Consider the following 14,661-nt stretch of genomic DNA (forward strand, 5'->3'; position numbering starts at 1 on the left):
CGCGCCCGACATCGAAGTCGCGCTGAAGTCGAACACGCTCGTGCAGGCGTCGTCGAGCCAGGACCCGTGGGCGATGGCGCAGCAGGCCGTAAACGTCGGCTACGGGATCATGAACGGCCAGAAGCCGGCCAACCCGATGATCCTGATCGAGCCGACGCTCGTCACGCGCGACAACGTGAAGGGCTACAAAGGCTGGAGCAGCCCGCGCTGATCGCGCGACGCGACCCGCGATTCCTGGCGGCGCCGGTCGGTGCGGGGTGCGGACACCGGCCCTGCCCGTCCGTTCACCCCAACCGCCGCACCGCCGCGCGACATGCCGCGGCACATGGTCTCGACCCAACGACGACGTTCCCCCGCCGGGCCGTATTCGGCGAAGCGCTGACCGACTTCATCCGTGATGACCCGCGGCATTGGCGCAGCGTCGCCGGCGGTTCATGCTGGAACGTGGCGCGCGGCTCGGCGTGCCGACCGCCTTCGCCGGCATGGTCAGCCGTGCCAATTTGGCAGCACGGGAAAACACCAGGCGAAGCATGCGCGCTGCCCGGTCACGCACCACGCTTCCCGCCGTTAACGCGCGCCTGCAGCAGTTGCAGGCTCTCGTCGACACTCAGTTCGGACATCGCATCGTCGCGCAGCGTATCGTCGGTCGCGCGGCGCAGCGCATGCAACGCGTGCTCCTTGAGCCGCACGATCGCGAACTGCAGCCCGCGTGCCGCGCATTCGGCGGCGAACGTGCGCAACGACTCGATCGTCGTGCCGTCGACGTCCGGCGTTTCCTCGAGACTCAGCATCACGGTATGCGTGTCGGGCGCGGCCTTCATCAGCGCGCGCACGCGATTGAGCATCCGATCGGCGTTCGCGAAAAACAGCTGCGCCTCGGGCCGCACGATCAGCACACCGGGGATCGGCTTCGCATCGGCGTGATTCGCGACGTCGACGAAATCGTGGCCGTCGCGCAGCCGGCCGAGTACGCTCACGTTCGGCTCCGACAACTTGCGCAGCGTCAGCAGCAGGTTCACGCCGATGGCCGCGAGCAGCCCGTGCAGCACGCCGAGCACGAGCACCGCGAGCAGCGCGGCGATCACGACGAGCCGGTCGCGATGCCAGACCCAATACGGCCGGAACACCGACGGATGCAGCGAGTGGCTGACCGCGAAGATCACGATCGCCGCGAGCACGGGCTCCGGCGTGCGCGCGAGTTGCGGCAGCAGCAGCCACACGATCAGCGCGACCACGCCGGCCGCCCACAAGCCCGCGAAACGCGACTGCGCGCCGGCCGCCTCGTTCGCGGACGTCGCCGAATAGCCCGCGCCGACCGGCATTCCGTGCAGCAGCCCCGACACGAGGTTCGCGCAGCCGATCGCGACCAGGTCGCGGTTCGCCGACACGCTGTCGCCGTGCTTCAGCGCGAAGTTGCGAATCGATCCGTACGACTCCGCATACAGGATCAGCATCAGCGCGAACGCGAGCTCGACCGTCTGCATCCATGCGTTCCGGTCGAGATGCGGCAGCCCGAATTCGAGATGCCGGAAATCGATGTGTCCGACGATCGCGATCCCGTAATGCTGCCAGTCGAACACATAGCCGGCGGCGATCGACAGCACGATCACGACGAGCGTCGCGGGCACGCGCGAGCGCCGCCCGAGCACGAACAGCAGCGCGAGCGCGGTCGCGCCGAGCGCGACGCTCGCGAGGTTTGCATGCGGTGCGCCGGTGACGAGGTCGAGTGCGACGCGCGGCGCATCGCTGTGCTGCACGGAGATCGCGAGAATCTTCGGCAGCTGCTTGATGACGATCGTCAGCGCCAGGCCGAACGTGAAACCGCGCAGGACCGGTCGCGCGACGAAATCCGACATGCCCCCGAGCCGCGCGACGCCAGCCAGGATGAACAGCACGCCGGTCATCGCGACGAGCGCGGCCGCGAGCGCGAGCTGCGCGGCAAGCGCCATTCCCGACTCGGCCAGCACGGTCGCGGCGAGCACGGCCGCCGACGACGACGTCGACGACACGATCGCAAAGCGACTGCTGCCGGTCAGCGCATAGACGACGAGCCCCGACAGCAGCGCGATCAGACCGGCCTGCGGCGGCAGGTTGGCGAGACCCGCGTATGCGACCGCCTCGGGAATCAGCAACCCGGCGATCGACAGGCCGGCCAGCGCGTCGAGGCCGATGCGCTGCGTGGGCGGCGGTGGCGCCGCATCGAGTGCAGCAAAATGCTCGGGATGCTGCAAGCCGGCATCCGGACGGGTCGGGGCAGTCGTCATGAGGCGGTAGGCGCCGGGGGGCGGGTCAGGGTTTGACGGCGATGACACCCGACCAGCCGGGCAGATAGCGCGCGTCCTGCTCGTGTGCGCGGCGCAGCGAGATGTCGAGCGCCTTCGCGAAGTTCTTGCGGATCTGGTCGAGCGTCACGTGCTGGCGCAGGTAGTCGGCCCACAGGAATTCGCTGAACGGCGTCGCATCCTTCGCGTAGCCGCCGGCCGTGCGCAACTCGCCCGCGAGGCTTCGGTACGGATCGTCCTCGAGCCCCGTCAGCGCCTTCGGCAGTTGTGCGTAGTCGCGACGCGAGCCGTCCACGCCGAACGGATGCACCCACTGGTTGTGTTCCATCATCCGCCAGAAGATCGTGTCGTCGAGCCAGGACAGATCCTTCAGCAGCATCGCGTTCACGCGCGCCTCCCCTTCCTCGATCAGCGCCAGGCCGAGATGGTGATGGTCGGTGATGTAGTGCAGCCCGCCCGGGCCGAGGACAGCCGGAAACCAGTGCGACTCGATCGCCGCCTTGCGGGCGCGCTTGTCGAGCGCCTTCCAGTGCTTGCGCTTCGCTTTCACTTCGCGATAGCCGACCGTCATTTGCGTCGGACGCAGTGCGTCGAGCCGGACGGGAATGAGATGAACGTCGTTGCCGAGTGCCATGGTCGTACCCCATGTTACGAATTTCCGGCAACGATACTCCTGATCGTGCGAGCCGTTAATACGTCGCGACCTCGATGCGCGTGCGCTTGACCATCCCTGACATCCGGTCGCGTCCGCACGCGACGCTATGTACGCAGGTCGTCGCGCTCGAGACGATGGCGAACGTAAGGAATGCCATCGTGAACGACGCTCACGCGCCGCATCCCGAGCTTGCGCGCGACGTTCAGCGAACCCGAATTCGCCTCCGCGATATCGGCGATCACGCGCGGCAGCCGCACGGTGTCGAACGCGTGACGCACGACGGCCGCGGCGGCCTCGCACGCGATGCCGCGCCCCCACGCCGCGCGCACGAGTCGCCAGCCGATCTCGACGTCGCGCGCGCCGCCCGCATAATCGGGAATCAGCAGGATCCAGCCGATGAACGCGTCGGGCGCGGCCTTCTCGAAGATCGACCAGTAACCGAGGCCCGGCGGATAGGCGCGCGTGATCCGGTGCGTGACGAAGCGGCGATGTTCGTCGGGGTCGTGCCACGGCCCCGCGATGTAGCGCGTGACCTCCGGATCGCGATCCATCGCGATGCTCGTGTCGAGGTCGGCCAGCACGCGCGGGCGCAGCCACAGCCGCGCGGTCTCCAGGGCGGGCAGCGCGGCAACGGACGGTTCGGTCATCGGGGCTCCTGATTCGGTGGCGATGCGCATCGCGTGCATTACGTATCTGATACAAAAAACCTTCCGGAATGATACAGACGACTGTCGCTCGTCACGCACACGCTCATTTCCGTTTTCTCAACAGTTCATTTCGTAGGGATTATTCCCGATGCGCGGTTATCGCGCCCCACATCGCACGGCGCGGCGGCCTACACTCGATCCATGCCCCCGCGCCGCGCGCCAGCCGGGCCGGCATCTGCCGGCAGAGTGTGCGCACAAGCCAACGAGGAGACCTCGGACATGAGCTGGACCCGCGAACAACGCAACGTCACGATCGCCGCCTACCTGGGCTGGACACTCGACGCGTTCGATTTTTTCCTGATGGTCTTCGTGCTGAAGGACATCGCCGCCGAATTCGCGTCGACGATTCCCGCCGTCGCGTTTGCGCTTACGCTCACGCTCGCGATGCGCCCGATCGGCGCGCTGATCTTCGGGCGGCTCGCCGATCGTTTCGGCCGCCGCCCGACGCTGATGGTCAACATCGCATGCTATTCGCTGCTCGAGCTCGCGTCGGGCTTCGCGCCGAGCCTCACCGCGCTGCTCGTGCTGCGCGCGCTGTTCGGCATCGCGATGGGCGGCGAATGGGGCGTCGGCTCCGCGCTGACGATGGAAACCGTGCCGACCCATGCGCGCGGCTTCGTGTCGGGCCTGCTGCAGGCCGGTTATCCGAGCGGCTACCTGCTGGCGTCCGTCGTGTTCGGCCTGCTCTACCAGACCATCGGCTGGCGCGGGATGTTCATGGTCGGCGTGCTGCCTGCGCTGCTCGTGCTGTACGTGCGCACGCACGTGCCCGAATCGCCGGCCTGGAAGCAGATGGAAAAGCGCCCGCGCCCGAGCCTCGGCGCCACGCTGCAGCAGAACTGGAAGCTCACGATCTACGCGATCGTGCTGATGACAGCGTTCAACTTCTTCTCGCACGGCACGCAGGATCTCTACCCGACCTTCCTGCGCGAACAGCATCACTTCGATCCGCACACCGTGTCGTGGATCACGATCGTGCTGAACATCGGTGCGATCGTCGGCGGCCTGTCGTTCGGCGCGATCTCGGAGCGGATCGGCCGCCGCCGCGCGATCTTCATCGCCGCGCTGATCGCGCTGCCGGTGCTGCCGCTGTGGGCTTTCTCGAGCGGCCAGCTCGCGCTCGCCGCCGGCGCGTTCCTGATGCAGATCTCGGTACAGGGTGCGTGGGGCGTGATCCCCGTCCACCTGAACGAGATCTCGCCCGACGAGATCCGCGCGACCTTCCCCGGCGTCGTCTACCAGCTCGGCAACCTGCTCGCGTCGGGCAACGCGACGATGCAGGCATCGCTCGCGGTCTCCCAGGGCAACAACTACAGTTTCGCGCTGGCGCTCGTGGCCGGCATCGTCGCCGTCGTGATCGCCGTGCTGATCCTGTTCAGCCGCGAACGGCGCGGCATCGACATGACGCAATCGGTCAATACGCGTACCACCGCCGGCTGAAGCCGCGCATTGCCGCGACGCACCATCGCGCGTGCCCCGTCCCGCCGGGGCCACGCGACAGACTTTCCGCATCCGCACATCGAACTAGAGGAATTTGTCCAGATTCCGCGCTTGCCCGCGCCGCACGCGTTTTTTTATCTTAATAAAAACGGCTGTTTGAATCAGACAATCAAATCACCTGTTCGCGGCCGGGCAACCGGCATTGGGAGGCGGGACATGGCAGTCAGTCAGGAGGGGCGAGCGTCCGCGGGACGACCGTCCGGGACGCGGTCATCCGGCAATCGGCAGACCGGCGGGACGAAGGCGCGCATTCTCGATGCGGCCGAGGACCTGTTCATCGAACATGGCTTCGAAGCGATGTCGATGCGGCAGATCACGTCGCGCGCGACGGTGAACCTCGCCGCGGTCAACTACCACTTCGGCAGCAAGGAAGCGCTGATCCACGCGATGCTGTCGCGTCGGCTCGACCAGCTCAACCTGGAACGCCTCGGCATCCTCGACCGCTTCGATGCGCAGCTCGGTGCGCACATCACCTGCGAGCACGTACTCGGCGCGATGTTCATTCCCGCGCTGAAGGCGTCGCGCGACCCCGAGCGCGGCGGCCCCGCGTTCCTGCGGCTGATCGGCCGCGCGTACACCGATCCGTCGCCGTTCGTGCGCAACTTCCTGACCGCGCACTACGCGAGTGTCGCCGGCCGCTTCTTCGATGCGTTCCAGCGCGCGCTGCCGCATCTGCCGCGCACCGAGCTCGGCTGGCGGCTGCACTTCGCGATCGGCGCGCTGTCCGGCGCGCTGGCCGGTGCCGAAACCGAAAGCCTGATCGACGAATTCTCGCAAGGCCGCACGATGAACGACGTGCAGATGATCGCGCGGCTGTCCTCGCTGATCGTCGCCGCGCTGAAGGCACCGATGCCCGACAGCGCGCAGTTGTCGATCTTCGCGGCCGTGCTCGACGATGCGGGCGCGAGCGAAGCGTTCGGGCTGTCGTCGAGCACGGCTGCTGCCGATACGGCGACGGCGCCTTCGGCGAGCTGATCGCACCAGGCCGCGCAGGCGGCGTTTCACGATTTGGGCGGCCCGGGCCGGCGTTGATGCGCCGGCCCGGGCCGAACGAATGTCATGCGGCGGGAGCCAAGGCAGGCTTGCTTTCGTCGACGAAAAACATGGGTACGAGTAAGCGCTGGAGTGCTGACTCTCACTGACTGCGAAGCATGGGGCGGGAGTAAGCGCTGAAGTGCTAACTCTCACCGACCGCAAAGCATGGGGTGAGCGTAAGCGCTGAAACGCCAACTCTCACCGACCGCAAAGCATGGGGCGAGAGTAAGCGCTGAAGCGCTAACTCTCGCCGACCGCGAAGCATGGGGTACGAGTAAGCGCTAAAGCGCTAACTCGTACCGACACCGGAGACACATCATGGCCTCATCCGCAGCAACCGCAGCGGCCCAGCTCCCGCCGAACAGCGACGGCATCTGGTACGCGTCGTATCCGCCCGGCGTGCCGCACGAGATCGACGTCACGCAATACGCATCGCTCGTGCAGTTCTTCGACGAATGCACGACGCGCTTCGCCGAGCGGGTCGCCTACGTGAGCGCCGGCGCATCGATGACCTACCGCACGCTCGCGCAGAAAGTCGATGCGTTCGCGTCGTATCTGCAAAGCACCGGCGTAAAACCGGGCGACCGCGTCGCGATCATGCTGCCGAACACGTTCCAGTACCCGGTCGCACTGTTCGGCACGCTGAAGGCCGGCGCGATCGTCGTCAACGTCAATCCGCTCTACACCGCGCGCGAACTCGCGCACCAGTTGAAGGACAGCGGCGCGCAGACGATCGTCGTGTTCGAGAACTTCGCGCGCACGCTGCAGGACGCGCTGCCGGAAACGCAGGTGAAGAACATCATCGTCACCGCGCTCGGCGACCTGCTCGCCGACGGTTTCAATGCGAAGGGACGCCTGATCAATTTCGTGCTGAAGCACGTGAAGAAGCTCGTGCCGGCCTACAACCTGCCGCAGGCGATCCGGCTGCGCTCTGCCCTCGCACTCGGCGCACGCGGCAAACCGCAGCCGGTGCAGACGACCCGCGACGATCTCGCGTTCCTGCAGTACACCGGCGGCACGACCGGCGTCGCGAAAGGCGCGATGCTCACGCACGGCAACCTGATCGCGAACCTGCTGCAAGCGAAGGCGTGGATCGCCGACCAGGTGTCGGGCGACGTCGAGACCGTGCTTACGCCGCTGCCGCTCTATCACATCTATTCGCTGACGGTGAACGCGTTCATCTTCATGGGGCTCGGCGGACGCAACATCCTGATCGCGAACCCGCGCGACATGAACATGGTGATGAAGATCATCCGCAACGAAACGTTCACCGGGATCACCGGGATCAACACGCTGTACAACGCGTTCCTCGACAACGACGAATTCCGCAAGCGCGACTTCTCGAAGCTCAAGCTCGCGATGGCGGGCGGCATGGCGATGCAGCGCGCGGTCGCGGAGCGCTTTCAGCAAGTCACGGGCCGGCCGGTCATCGAGGGCTACGGGCTCACCGAATGCTCGCCGATCGTCACGATGAATCCGGTGAACCTGAGCGACATGGCCGGGTTCAGCGGCTCGATCGGCCTGCCGGCCCCGTCGACACTCGTGCGCTTTCGCCGCGAGGACGGCACCTGGGCCGCCGTCGGCGAGCCGGGCGAGCTGTGCGTGCACGGCCCGCAGGTGATGCGCGGCTACTGGCAGCGGCCCGACGAAACCGCGAAGGTGATCGACGCCGACGGCTGGCTCGGCACCGGCGACATCGGCGTGATGGACGAGCGCGGCTTCATCCGCCTCATCGACCGCAAGAAGGACATGATCCTCGTGTCGGGTTTCAACGTGTATCCGAACGAGATCGAGGAAGTGCTGGTCATGCATCCGGGCATCAGCGAAGCCGCCGCGATCGGCATCCCGGACGAAGTACAGGGCGAACGGATCAAGGTCTTCGTCGTGCGCCGCGACCCGACGCTGACGGTCGACGACGTGCTCGCGCACTGCCGCAAGAACCTGACCGGCTACAAGATGCCGAAATTCGTCGAGTTCCGCGACGCACTGCCGCAGACCAACGTCGGCAAGATCCTGCGCCGCGCGCTGCGCGACGAGGAACTCGCCAGGATCAAGGCCGCGAAGCAAGGCTGAACGATCCAATGCGCCCGGAGACGCTGTCGATGAACGAAGGAACGAAGCGCCGCGCGCGGTACGCCGCCGCGGCACTCGCGTGCGTGCTGTCGCTCGCGCAAGCCGGCCTGCACGCCGAGGAAACCGCCGATGCCGCGAGCGCGGTACAGGAGGCCGCACTGCCGGCGGAGCTGGCGAAGGTCACGCGCGAGCCGGTCGCGCAGCAGGCGCGCTGGCTGCGCACGGCCGCCCAGCGCGGCGCGCTCGCGCAACTCGACGACGCGACGCTCACGGCGCTGTTCAAGGCCCTCGATCCGCTCGCCGTACCGCTCTATATCCGCAATGGTCCCAACGGCTATCCGTCGTACCAGTTCACGATGGTGCGCCAGGAACGCATCAGCGGGAAATGGTCCGACACGCCCGACCGCATGCTCGTGAAGACGACCCGCGAACCGTTGCGCGTTTATGCGAAATGGCTGGCGAGCGGCGCGCATGCGGGACAGGAGACGATCTACGACACGACGCGGCGCAAGGACGAGATGTACGGCCATCTCGGCGGCCTGCTCGGCAAGATTCCGTTGTGGACGGCGCTCGACGGTGCACTCGCGCGTGCGCAGTCGAATCACCAGGTGCAGGATCTCGGCACCGAGTTCATCACGAACCTGTACCTGACCGAAGGAAGGAAATACCAGGAAGCCGGCGTGCAGCGGCCGACCCAGGTGGAGGCGAAGACGATCGGCGGCGTGCGCGTCGTCGCGCTCACCTACGAGACGCCGACCGGCCGGCCGCAGTTCTACGCGAAAAAGGAAATCCTCGGGCTCGACCTGCACGCGCCCTACTTCAGGACCATCGAGTCCTATGACAACGACGGCAGGATCTTCGAACGGATCGTCATCGAGAAAATCGCGCCGGCGACGCTCGACGAATCCGCGTTCGACCCGAAGAACCCGGACTATGCGTTCTGATCGTCACCGGCGTCGGCGCCACGCACGTCGCGCTCAATCATCATCGTCGTCGTGATGATGCTTGTGCCAATGCTTGTAATAATGCTTGCGCCATTTCCGATAGCCGTCGTCGTCCTCGTCGCCGTAGTAGCCGTATCCGTAACCCGGATAAGCGACCACCGCAGGCTGCGGCGCCACATAGACCGGCGCCGGTTCGACATAGACCGGTGCGACCGGCACGCCGATGCCCACCGACAGGTCGACGCGCCCCGCCATTGCACTGCCGGAAGCGAGCAACGCCACACTCCCGATCCACACCGCCAATCCCCTCTTGTTCATGTTCCCCTTCCCGGATCCGCCGGCCTGCCCGGCATGCGCGTGGAATGTAATCCCGCCGCGCGCCGCCAGGTGCTACGCCATTGCGAGATTCGTAACGCGACGTAACGAAACGGCACTAGCCATTCGACCGAATCGCGAAAATGCACGGGAACGTCTATAGTGGGTTACGGTTCGACACAATCACGACTGCGCGCTGGTGGAACGAACAGGGTAAAATCCCGCCAAACACTTGGTGGGCAACCACGCCACACACACGCACAACATATTCTCTGACGCAGGCTCCTGCCGCACCTCAATGGCCAATCCCGCAGAATCCCATCCGCAAAACGACTTCATCAATTCGGCGCGCAAGGAACGTAAGCGTGTTGAAATCTATCTCGTCAACGGCATTCGTCTGACGGGATGTATCGAGTCGTTCGACCAGTACCTGGTGATGCTGCGCACCCCCGTGGGTCTGCAAGGCATCTACAAGCGTGCGATTTCCACGATCCAGCTCGACACGGGCGGCTCGCGCCCGGGCGGCGGCGGTCCCCGCGGCCCGCGGCCGGCGGTCGGCCGGGCGGCCGCGAAGGCGGCGGCCACAGCCCGTACGGCTCGCATGGCGGCTCCCGCGAATCGCGTGGCGACGGCGGCGGCTACGGCTCGCGCGAGCCGCGTGAAGGTTACGGTTCCCGTGAACCGCGCGAGGGTTATGGCGCGCCGCGCGAGCCCCGCGAAGGCTATGGCGCCCCGCGCGAAAGCTACGGCGCACCGCGCGATGCCGGCGACGCATCGGGCAACACGTCGCCGTCCGACGCACGCGGCGGCAACGGGCCGGTGATCGTCACGCGCCGCCGGCGAATCGTGCCGGACGGCCAGTAAAACAAAAGGGCAAGCCAGGCGGCTTGCCCTTTTTTCTGGCGGATCGGCGCGGCATGTCGCCGCACCGGCCGTGCCGTGATCGCTCAGTGTGCCGTCGTCGGCAAACCTGCGTCGGCCTCCCGCTGCAGCGAACGCACCTGCTGCTGCAACGCGCGCAGTTGCGACTGAAGCGCCGCCTGTTGCGCCTGCAGCGCCGCCGTTTCGTTGCGGACGCTCTTCTGGCGATCCGCGACCGCCGCCTGCTGCTCGCGGGCGATCGAGATATCGGCCTGCAGACGCCGCGCCCGCTCCTGCGCGACTTCGATCTGCCGATCCGTCTGCACCTTCTGCGACTCCAGCTTCGCCGCACGCAGCTCGTTGACGGACAGCCGTTCGGCCTGACGCGAGAAATCGCGATAGATCGCTTCCGCGCGCGATTCGTCGTAAGTCTTGATCACGCGCCAGAACGCCTTCTGCTGGAACAGCGCGACGAAATAGGAACCGTCCTTCACGCTGAACAGCTGGCTCGCGCCGTAGCTGCCGTTATAGCTGGTGCGCATTTCCGTCAGCGAATGCGCCTGGATCTGGCGCTGCAGTTCGTCAACCGTGCTCTGCCCCGTCGTCTCGCCTGCCTGCGGCTGTATCGAGGTTTGAACCTGCTGATCAATCACCGGAATCGCCGCCACCGGTGCCGACGCCTGCTGTACCGCGGGCGATGCATTGCCCGCCAATCCCTGCGCGAACGCGCCCTGCATGCCTCCCATCATCGCGAGCAACACCCACGCCCGCCCCAACCCCGTCATATGGCTCATGAATTTTGATTCCTGCCCGTGTCGTTGTAATTCAGCGCGATTTTATCGCATTAATTATTCGCTTTCGCGGGTCTCGGGCTCTTCGTCGAAGATCTGATATTTGCGCATCTTTTCCCACAGCACCTTCCGGCTGATGCCGAGCTGCTGCGCCGTATCCTGGCGTCGCCAGCCGTTTGCGTCGAGGGCCGCGATCACGCGGCTGCGCTCGTTCATGTCCCACTTGCTGCGGTCGACGAAGACCTCCGCCACGCTCTCCGCCGGCACCGGCTGCGCCGCATTGCGCGCATGCGCGACCAGCCGCTGCAGTCGCGCGGCGTCCCAGCCGCCCGTTTGCCGCACCGTCACGCCGACGCGCTCCGCAAGGTTGCGCAGTTCGCGCACATTGCCGGGGAAATAGCTGTCCGCGACCGCATCCGCGAGCCAGTAAGGCAGGTCGGACAGTTGCGCGAGCCGTTCGTCGCCCACCACCTCCGCGACGAACGACTTGAACAGCGCGATCTTGTCGACCGCGCCCCGCTCTTCCAGCGACGGAATGCTCAGTTCGATCACCGCGAGCCGGTAATAAAGATCCGCGCGGAACAGGCCTTCCTTCACGAGCTGCGGCAGCTTCTTGTTGCTGGCCGCGACGAGACGGAAATCGACCTTGATCGGCGTCGTCGCGCCGACCCGCAGCACGGCGCCGTCCTCGAGCACGCGCAACAGCTTGACCTGCTGATACAACGGCAGATCGCCGACTTCGTCGAGGAACAGCGTGCCCCCCGCCGCCTGCTCGAAATAGCCTTTATGCGCAACAACCGCGCCGGTAAACGAGCCTTTTGCGTGCCCGAAGAACAGCGATTCGAACAGGCCGTCCGGAATCGCACCGCAGTTGACCGGCACGAATTCGCCGTCGCGGTAGCGCGAATGCTTTTCGTGGAGCAATTGCGCGATGCGTTCCTTGCCGACGCCGGTTTCGCCGTGCAGCAGCACGTTGGTGTCGCAGTCGGCGAACATATCGACCTCGTGCAGCAGCGCCTGCATCGACTCCGAGTGCGCGACGAGTTCGGACGGCCGCAGCGTATCGGCCGCATGCGCGCGCAGCTGCGTGACGAGCTTGCCGATCATCCCGCGCAGCTCGGCGCACGTGAAGTCGAGCGGCAGGATGTGCGAATAGTCGGGCGGATACTGCGACGCGTCGTGGTCGCGCGCCGCGCCGACCCAGACGACCGGCATGCCGATGTTGGCCTGCCAGTCGCGCAGGAACGCCGCGCCGGTTTCAATCATCGTCACGCTGATGATCGCGAGCGATGGCCGCAGTGCGGCGCGCTCCGGCGAGATTTCCGCATTGTCGGCGCGGATCACTTCGACGTCGAAGCTCGCCATGCAGCGGGCAACGCGGTCGACAATGTCCGCCTTGCCTTCCCAGACGTACAGGTCGAGTTCTGCGATTGCGGAGGGGGTTCTCATCGTTGATGCTTTCAATGAACGATTTGCGGGGCGTTGCAAGTCAAGCCGTGTTGAATCACGGTCAGCTGTCCGATCTGCAATCCTAATGCCGTCAGCAGTGGTGTCACCAGCGTATTGAGCAACGGATTGACGAGCCCGAGCAGCAAAGGAATGAGCTGCCCCGTCAGCGGCTGAAGAATCACGGTCAGGATCGATAGATCCAGCCCCAAGACATTCAGCTGAAGCGACGGTAGATTCAACAGATTGGTCAGTTGTACGTTGAGTGTGTTGGTCGCCGTCGACGACGTGGTCCAGTTGGGCCCGGGAGACCACGCGGACGACGTACAAGCGCCGTTGCTCGGCTTGGTATTGCAGAACGAGTATTGCGAACTGTTCTGATAGACGATCCCCGTCCCGCTCAATGACAGGCTGGCGTTCAGCGCGCCAGGGGTCGAGGGCAATGGCGGCCCGCTGTAGATGGGCGTGCTGGCGCTACTCCCAACGTACGCGACGGGATTCGATACCGACAGGACGACTTGCAGAAGCGAAAAATTGCCGAGTAGTCCCCCGCCCGACAACTTGGCAACGGGAATCGTGCCGGAGGTGGACGCACAGCTCGGTGAATTGAGGTTCAGCTTGCCGCCAGTTGTTTGTCCGGCGCAAATCATCGCTACACCCGGCAACGCACCGAACGTCGCGGTGCTCGATGCAGGGGTCGATTGGCAACTCGTATTGGCCAGCCAAGCGCGCCCTGGGCCGCCCAGGATGATGTAGAGCGGCAAGTGCGGTCCCGTCAGCTGAAGCGTCAATACGCCGGGAATTCCCAGTGGAGGCGGATCCGACAGCGCCTGCACATCGACGTAGAGTCCGATCTCCGCTTGCGACGCCTGCGTGCGCCAGATGCCGTTTACTTGTCCGGCCTCGCCAATTCCGATCGACGGCGGTGCCAGCACCTGCAATTGCAGGCTATTGACTCGAACCAGCGACGACACCGCTGAAATGAGCGGGCAAAACGGACTGCCGGGGCAGTTGCCTTGGCCGACCGACACCGTCAGCGCGCTGTTGTATGCCCCGACCTCCGCCGTCGTCAGCAGCAGTTGAAGCACATTGATGTTTGCGTTCGCGGCCGCTTCCGCATTGCTGCCCGAGTATTGAAGGAGACTTCCCAAAGAGATCTTGTTGGCATTGACGTTGGCGCCAACACTGTTCTTCAGCGCGGTGAGTACCGTGCCCACCGTGGTATTGCTGCCGACCGCGGTGGCGGTGAGGTTCAGGATATCCGCTACGGTCAGATTGAGACCGAGCAACTTCCCGACGCTGGCTGGACTCGACATCCCCGCGGTGCCGAGCTGTGTCGCGACGTTCGCCAACTGACCCAGCGTAACGTTTGCCCCGGCCAACGCCTGGTAACTCGCCAGACCGACATTGACGTTGGCCGACGCGCCCAGCAATCCGGTGAGCAGCGGGTCAAGAATCGCGGACGACGAGGAATTCAGGCTCGCGAGCGTCGACCCCACGCTGAACGTGTCGATTGCCGCCGCGCGTGCGGTAGCCGTTGCGGAAACAACGACCTGCCGCCCGCTCAACTTGTTCAGCAGCCCAAGGAAGAAGTAGCTCACCTGCCGGTACGCCGTCACCTGCGCCGCATTCGCCGCGGCCGACGCCGGCGTCACATAGGCGGTCGACGGATCCCACCTCCCGCAACTGACGGCAATCTGGTCCCTTCCCGCCGTAGGATTTGCTGTTGCCGTGGCGCTTATCAGCGTAACCGTATAACCCTTGTCGTTGATGTTCGCGCTCGTGGTTACATTGTTCTTCGCATCGCTCAGGCAACCAGTCGGATCGCTCGACATCGGCTGCACCGCCGCCAACGCGGCCAGGTCCGCGACCCGCTGCAGATCCCGCTTCTGCAGATACAGATTCGCGATGTCGATGACCCCGAGCACGACGATCGCGACCGTGACCCAGAGCGCTGCCATGACCACGATGGAACCGCGTTGACGTCGCTTCCCCGGCCAGCGAGCACCGCGCCGACGAGCCCCCTGCGCTTGATCTGCGTGCATCATCATC

11 protein-coding genes and 3 pseudogenes are annotated in these 14,661 nt (G+C 65.5%); 7 read left to right on the forward strand and 7 right to left on the reverse strand.

Features of this window, described 5'->3' with window-relative positions:
- Together PL79_RS22245 and PL79_RS36705 are read left to right on the forward strand one after the other, a co-directional pair.
- Nucleotides 1–211, forward strand: a pseudogene (locus tag PL79_RS22245) (ABC transporter); the annotation flags it as partial.
- Between the two features lie 167 nt (nucleotides 212–378).
- Nucleotides 379–539, forward strand: a pseudogene (locus PL79_RS36705) (carbohydrate kinase); the annotation flags it as partial.
- 6 nt (nucleotides 540–545) lie between these two features.
- Here the strand turns inward: PL79_RS36705 and PL79_RS22255 are convergent.
- The 3 genes from PL79_RS22255 to PL79_RS22265 form a co-directional block, all read right to left on the reverse strand.
- On the reverse strand, nucleotides 546–2,264 hold the full coding sequence (locus PL79_RS22255) for a SulP family inorganic anion transporter (protein WP_044849266.1): 1,719 nt from the start codon (nucleotides 2,262–2,264) through the stop codon (nucleotides 546–548).
- Between the two features lie 25 nt (nucleotides 2,265–2,289).
- On the reverse strand, nucleotides 2,290–2,916 hold the full coding sequence (locus PL79_RS22260) for a ParB-like protein (RefSeq protein ID WP_044849267.1): 627 nt from the start codon (nucleotides 2,914–2,916) through the stop codon (nucleotides 2,290–2,292).
- 125 nt (nucleotides 2,917–3,041) lie between these two features.
- Complete coding sequence (locus tag PL79_RS22265) at nucleotides 3,042–3,584, reverse strand: GNAT family N-acetyltransferase (protein ID WP_044849268.1); 543 nt, start codon at nucleotides 3,582–3,584, stop codon at nucleotides 3,042–3,044.
- 279 nt (nucleotides 3,585–3,863) lie between these two features.
- On the opposite strand from PL79_RS22265, the gene PL79_RS22270 reads away from it, so the two are divergent.
- The 4 genes from PL79_RS22270 (at nucleotide 3,864) to PL79_RS22285 (ending at nucleotide 9,196) form a co-directional block, all read left to right on the forward strand.
- Nucleotides 3,864–5,084, forward strand: a complete 1,221-nt coding sequence (locus tag PL79_RS22270) for an MFS transporter (RefSeq protein WP_044849269.1) — start codon at nucleotides 3,864–3,866, stop codon at nucleotides 5,082–5,084.
- Between the two features lie 216 nt (nucleotides 5,085–5,300).
- On the forward strand, nucleotides 5,301–6,119 hold the full coding sequence (locus tag PL79_RS22275; protein WP_044849270.1) for a TetR/AcrR family transcriptional regulator: 819 nt from the start codon (nucleotides 5,301–5,303) through the stop codon (nucleotides 6,117–6,119).
- Between the two features lie 378 nt (nucleotides 6,120–6,497).
- Nucleotides 6,498–8,252, forward strand: a complete 1,755-nt coding sequence (locus tag PL79_RS22280) for an AMP-binding protein (RefSeq protein ID WP_044846003.1) — start codon at nucleotides 6,498–6,500, stop codon at nucleotides 8,250–8,252.
- A 29-nt stretch (nucleotides 8,253–8,281) separates the two neighbouring features.
- Nucleotides 8,282–9,196 (forward strand): DUF1571 domain-containing protein, encoded by a 915-nt coding sequence (locus PL79_RS22285; RefSeq protein ID WP_044846134.1) that lies wholly within the window; start codon nucleotides 8,282–8,284, stop codon nucleotides 9,194–9,196.
- A gap of 33 nt (nucleotides 9,197–9,229) precedes the next feature.
- On the opposite strand, the gene PL79_RS22290 is transcribed toward PL79_RS22285, so the two are convergent.
- Nucleotides 9,230–9,514, reverse strand: a complete 285-nt coding sequence (locus PL79_RS22290) for a PXPV repeat protein (RefSeq protein WP_044846004.1) — start codon at nucleotides 9,512–9,514, stop codon at nucleotides 9,230–9,232.
- A 295-nt stretch (nucleotides 9,515–9,809) separates the two neighbouring features.
- On the opposite strand from PL79_RS22290, the pseudogene hfq reads away from it, so the two are divergent.
- Nucleotides 9,810–10,375, forward strand: a pseudogene (gene hfq / locus PL79_RS22295) (RNA chaperone Hfq).
- Nucleotides 10,376–10,458: 83 nt separating this feature from the next.
- Here hfq and PL79_RS22300 read toward each other — a convergent pair.
- Genes PL79_RS22300 through PL79_RS22310 form a run of 3 tightly spaced genes read right to left on the reverse strand, consistent with a single transcriptional unit; the run spans nucleotide 10,459 to nucleotide 14,660 of the window.
- Complete coding sequence (locus PL79_RS22300; protein ID WP_044846006.1) at nucleotides 10,459–11,166, reverse strand: DUF2968 domain-containing protein; 708 nt, start codon at nucleotides 11,164–11,166, stop codon at nucleotides 10,459–10,461.
- Between the two features lie 54 nt (nucleotides 11,167–11,220).
- Complete coding sequence (locus tag PL79_RS22305; RefSeq protein WP_044846007.1) at nucleotides 11,221–12,612, reverse strand: sigma 54-interacting transcriptional regulator; 1,392 nt, start codon at nucleotides 12,610–12,612, stop codon at nucleotides 11,221–11,223.
- 11 nt (nucleotides 12,613–12,623) lie between these two features.
- Complete coding sequence (locus PL79_RS22310; RefSeq protein WP_082088583.1) at nucleotides 12,624–14,660, reverse strand: pilus assembly protein TadG-related protein; 2,037 nt, start codon at nucleotides 14,658–14,660, stop codon at nucleotides 12,624–12,626.
- Between the last annotated feature and the right edge of the window lies 1 nt (nucleotide 14,661).

Origin of the sequence: Burkholderia sp. USMB20 (genome assembly GCF_000949135.2) — a bacterium.
Taxonomy (GTDB): domain Bacteria; phylum Pseudomonadota; class Gammaproteobacteria; order Burkholderiales; family Burkholderiaceae; genus Burkholderia.